Origin of the sequence: Limosilactobacillus panis DSM 6035 (assembly GCF_001435935.1) — a bacterium.
Taxonomy (GTDB): Bacteria; Bacillota; Bacilli; order Lactobacillales; family Lactobacillaceae; genus Limosilactobacillus; species Limosilactobacillus panis.
Genome location: NZ_AZGM01000111.1, coordinates 1 through 4,261 on the forward strand (window position 1 = coordinate 1; position 4,261 = coordinate 4,261).

At 40.1% G+C, this 4,261-nt stretch carries 3 protein-coding genes; all 3 read left to right on the forward strand.

The features are described 5' to 3' along the window. Positions 1-72: 72 nt before the first annotated feature. The 3 genes from FD32_RS07040 to FD32_RS07050 all read left to right on the forward strand — a co-directional run bounded on the left by FD32_RS07040 (position 73) and on the right by FD32_RS07050 (position 4,219). Positions 73-1,485 carry a hypothetical protein gene (locus FD32_RS07040; protein ID WP_047766988.1) on the forward strand — a complete coding sequence of 471 codons (1,413 nt, stop codon included), beginning with the start codon at positions 73-75 and terminating at the stop codon, positions 1,483-1,485. Positions 1,486-1,651: 166 nt separating this feature from the next. Further along, entirely contained in the window at positions 1,652-3,229 is a 1,578-nt protein-coding gene (locus tag FD32_RS07045; RefSeq protein ID WP_047766986.1) for a peptide chain release factor 3, read from the forward strand. 12 nt (positions 3,230-3,241) lie between these two features. Beyond that, positions 3,242-4,219 carry an acyltransferase family protein gene (locus FD32_RS07050; protein ID WP_056962148.1) on the forward strand — a complete coding sequence of 326 codons (978 nt, stop codon included), beginning with the start codon at positions 3,242-3,244 and terminating at the stop codon, positions 4,217-4,219. Positions 4,220-4,261: the final 42 nt, after the last annotated feature.

Here is a 4,261-nt window from a genome sequence, read left to right on the forward strand (position 1 = left end):
TTTTCGAAAAAATACGAAAACTGACGGGCTTTTAATGAACTATGAATAATTCAGGACTTATTATATTTATATTTGCCAATACTTATATTTGCAGTTAGTTGGTTAAATCCAATCGTTGGACTTCCAGCAGCAATTATCAGTGTTTACCTGATATGGAGGTGTTCTTCCTGGGAAAAAAATGGAATTAGTAACCTTTTTAAAAGGCATTGGCCGTTCTTAATAGTTACCCTGTGTATTGTTATTAGTTGGGCACTTTTATCTGGACTAGGTGGTTATTTTCAGCAATCGTACGACTGGCAAAAGCATAATGTCCTACTTAATGACTTTATTAACCGTTCATGGCCTGTCCACTATCAGTTTAAAGGAAAATATGGTGTAGTAAGCTACTATATTGGTGAATACATTATTCCTGGGTTAATTGGTAAATTAGGGGGATTCAACCTGGCACAGATTTCTCTATTACTTTGGATAGTTTTAGGAATTTGTCTGCTAATTTTATCTTTATATCATTGGATTGGTGAAGATAAAGGCTGGATACTTATACTGATTGTTTTAGGATTAATATTCTTCTCTCCTTTTATCTATCCATTAAGTGGCATCTACAGCAATTGGGTGCCTTGGGATGCCATGCAAATGAGAGAAATGGGTGAATGGTTTAGTAGGGAGTTAGGAATACAATTTACTTCTAACATATCATTATTACGCTTTGTTTTTCCACAGTTTATTCCAACGGCATTGTCTGTCAGTTTATGGATGAGAAATCGATATCGTTATCAGGTTTGGGGTGTAATATTAGTACCAATCATTTTGTACTCAACATTTGTATTCTTGGGATTAGCATGCTTGATGTTGATGACTTTGATATTTGACCTTATAAAGCGGGGGCAAAGCTTATCATGGCGTGAAGTAATCAATCCGGAAAACATCTTATCGATAATCTTAATGGTTGTGCTGCTTCTCTATATTGCTTGCAATATTTTACAGCCCAAACCGCTTAACGAAGCAATGCGTTTTGGCTTTACCGATGTTTGGCATCATAAGCTTGGGTTCATTACTTTTCAAGGGGCATGGATTATTTGGCTGTTATTACTAGTGAAGCATGAACGGAAAAACGAATTGTTGTATTTCGCTAGTGTATTACTATTCTTTTTACCGTTCTTTAAGTTTGGTGCCGCTAATGATCTAGTAATGAGAGTAAGTATTCCGGCACTGATGATCATTAACTTTTATGTGATAAAAGATATAGTGTCATATTTGAAAAAAGACACTTATTATGCCCTTATCCTTGTAGGTGGCCTCATTATTGCGGGTGCGGGTCCATTCTGGCAACTAAGAAATGCGGCAGGTAATCATAACATTCATAGTCATATTTATAACATGCCGTTTAAGACTGGTAACCAGTTTTTTAAATCAGACAAGCATGTTGTTTACCAATATGTTGATTGGGACAATAGTAAATTGCGTAGATTAATTATTCGTAAGTAGTAATAAGAATACTAAATGGGCAGTTTGTACTTAATATTTACAACAAACTGCCTCTTTTAATTTGCTATTTACCGTAATGAGTAGGAAAGTAGATTGTCAGTTGACAACGAATATACTAAAATAGAAAAGATATTGCGCAATTTAAAATATGAAAGGAAAATTTTTGATGGCATCAAAACAACTTGTTGAAGCAGTTAACAAGCGGCGGACATTCGCTATTATTTCCCACCCAGACGCGGGTAAGACGACAATTACTGAGCAGCTTCTCCTTTTCGGGGGCGTTGTCCGGGAAGCCGGGACTGTCAAAGCCCGGAAGACTGGTAACTTTGCTAAGTCTGACTGGATGGAAATTGAAAAGAAGCGGGGAATTTCCGTCACTTCCTCCGTTATGCAGTTTGATTTCCAGGGTAAGCGAATCAATATCCTTGATACTCCTGGACACGAAGACTTTTCTGAAGATACTTACCGGACGCTGATGGCGGTTGACTCAGCCGTCATGGTAATCGATAGTGCCAAGGGGATTGAACCTCAGACCAAGAAGCTCTTCCAAATTTGTAAGATGCGGGGGATTCCCATCTTTACTTTCATGAATAAGTTTGACCGGGATGCCCGGGATCCATTGGACCTGTTGAATGAGGTTGAAGACGTATTAGGCATCGAAACTTACCCAATGAACTGGCCAATTGGTTCTGGTCACCAATTTAAGGGGATCTATGACCGCTTTAATCACCGGGTTGCTCTAACCCACCCAGCCGATCCGGAGAATCCCTACCTTCCGTTGGATGAAGATGGTAAGGTCAAGGGGGATAACCCGCTAGCTGGGGATGGTGAATGGCAGGATGCTCTGGATGGAATGGAGCTTGTGGAAGTTGCCGGAAACCAACTTGACCGTGAGAAAATTGCCAAGGGGGACCAAACACCGGTATTCTTTGGTTCTGCCTTAACGAACTTTGGTGTCCGGACCTTCCTTGAGAACTACCTGCAATTTGCCCCTGCACCAGGGGAACACAAGACGGAAGACGGTGAAATTGTAAAGCCGCTTGATCCTGAGTTTTCTGGCTTTGTATTTAAGATTCAGGCGAACATGAATCCACGTCACCGGGACCGGATTGCCTTTGTAAGAATCTGTTCTGGTGAATTTGACCGGGGGATGGATGTCACCCTGGAGCGGACGAAGAAGCCGTTACGGCTTTCGAACGTTACTGAGTTCATGGCCGATACCCGGGAAAATGTGGAAAAAGCCTGTGCCGGTGACATCATCGGGTTGTATGATACTGGAAACTTCCAGATTGGTGACTCAATTTATACCGGTAAAAAGGATATTAAGTTTGAGAAGTTGCCACAATTTACGCCAGAACTGTTTATGCGGGTTTCGGCCAAGAACGTGATGAAGCAGAAGTCCTTCCATAAGGGAATTAATCAGCTGGTTCAAGAAGGTGCGGTTCAGTTGTACCGGTCCTACACGACGAATGATTATATTCTGGGTGCTGTTGGTCAACTGCAGTTTGAAGTTTTCAAATTCCGGATGAAGAACGAATATAACTCTGATGTCGTGATGGAACCAATGGGCCACAAGACCGCTCGTTGGATTAACCCAGAACAGCTGGACGAGAAGATGTCTTCGTCACGAAATATTTTGGTTAAGGACATTCATGACCAGCCACTATTCCTGTTTGAAAACCAATTTGCGGAGAACTGGTTCAAACAGAAATATCCGGATGTTAAATTGACGGCTAAGCTGTAATAGGGGAGAAAAATGGAAAAGAGAGTACGATTAGAGTGGGTCGACATTGCCAAAGGGATAGCAATAATATTAATGGTCATTGGACATGAAGTACAAAGTCAGCATATTCATGCTTTTATATTTTCATTTCATATGCCATTGTTCTTTATCCTATCTGGTTTTACATCACGTCACGTTGATACCTGGGAAAGATTCTGGGTAAAGGCAAAGAAGACATTTACTCATATCTGGTTGTTAGCGGTATTGATGGTCGTATTGCTGGGGATTGAGAATTTGGTTTTCGTAAAAGGCTTTAATTTTGCTGGCTTTTGCCAAAGTATAATCAAAGGGATTTCCTGGGGATCAAATATTCCAGCTATTGGTTTAATGAGTGTTGGTGTAATGTGGTTTCTATTTGTTTTTTTCTGGGCAAAACTTATATTTGATGCCTTACAAATTATTTTGCCAGACATTTATATTGGGATAGTACTGTTTATTGCCTCGGGAATTTCGATGCTTTGCTGTCAAAACTTTGCCCACTATCTACCTCAAGCATTTGATATTGTTCCAATTGCAGCGTTCTTCATGTGGACCGGTGCAGTTGCTAGAAGGGCAATAAACAATAATTCGATTATGAGAAAGAAAAATGCACTTTACTCTGCAATGATTGCTTTTTGGATTATTTGCTTTGTCTTAAATGTTTACATCGAACTGTCAATTAGGCACTATCCGTTAACTTTTATTTCAATTGTTGAAGCGCTGGGTGGTACACTAGCGATTTCGTTACTATCGAAATGGATAACGCCTTATAAGTTTTCCAACTTACTGCAACTTATTGGTAAGCATACCTTAGCAGTTATGTGTATCCACCATTTGGACTTATATTGGATTAGTTGGGGAAATTATATTCATTGGTGGCCATTAGCATCAGTTCTACGACTTATTGTGGACTTCGCAATACTTGCAATTGTTATATTTGTTCAATGGATGGTAAAAAGGCCGCTCCATTGAGGAGCGGCCTCATAAAGTCGAAACTCGCCAGGAATTCGGCCA

What these genes read in the sequence shown, in the direction of transcription:
- FD32_RS07050 (WP_056962148.1), top strand. Translation starts at nt 3,242, where the DNA reads ATGGAAAAGAGAGTACGATTAGAGTGGGTCGACATTGCCAAAGGGATA.
- FD32_RS07045 (WP_047766986.1), top strand. Translation starts at nt 1,652, where the DNA reads ATGGCATCAAAACAACTTGTTGAAGCAGTTAACAAGCGGCGGACATTC.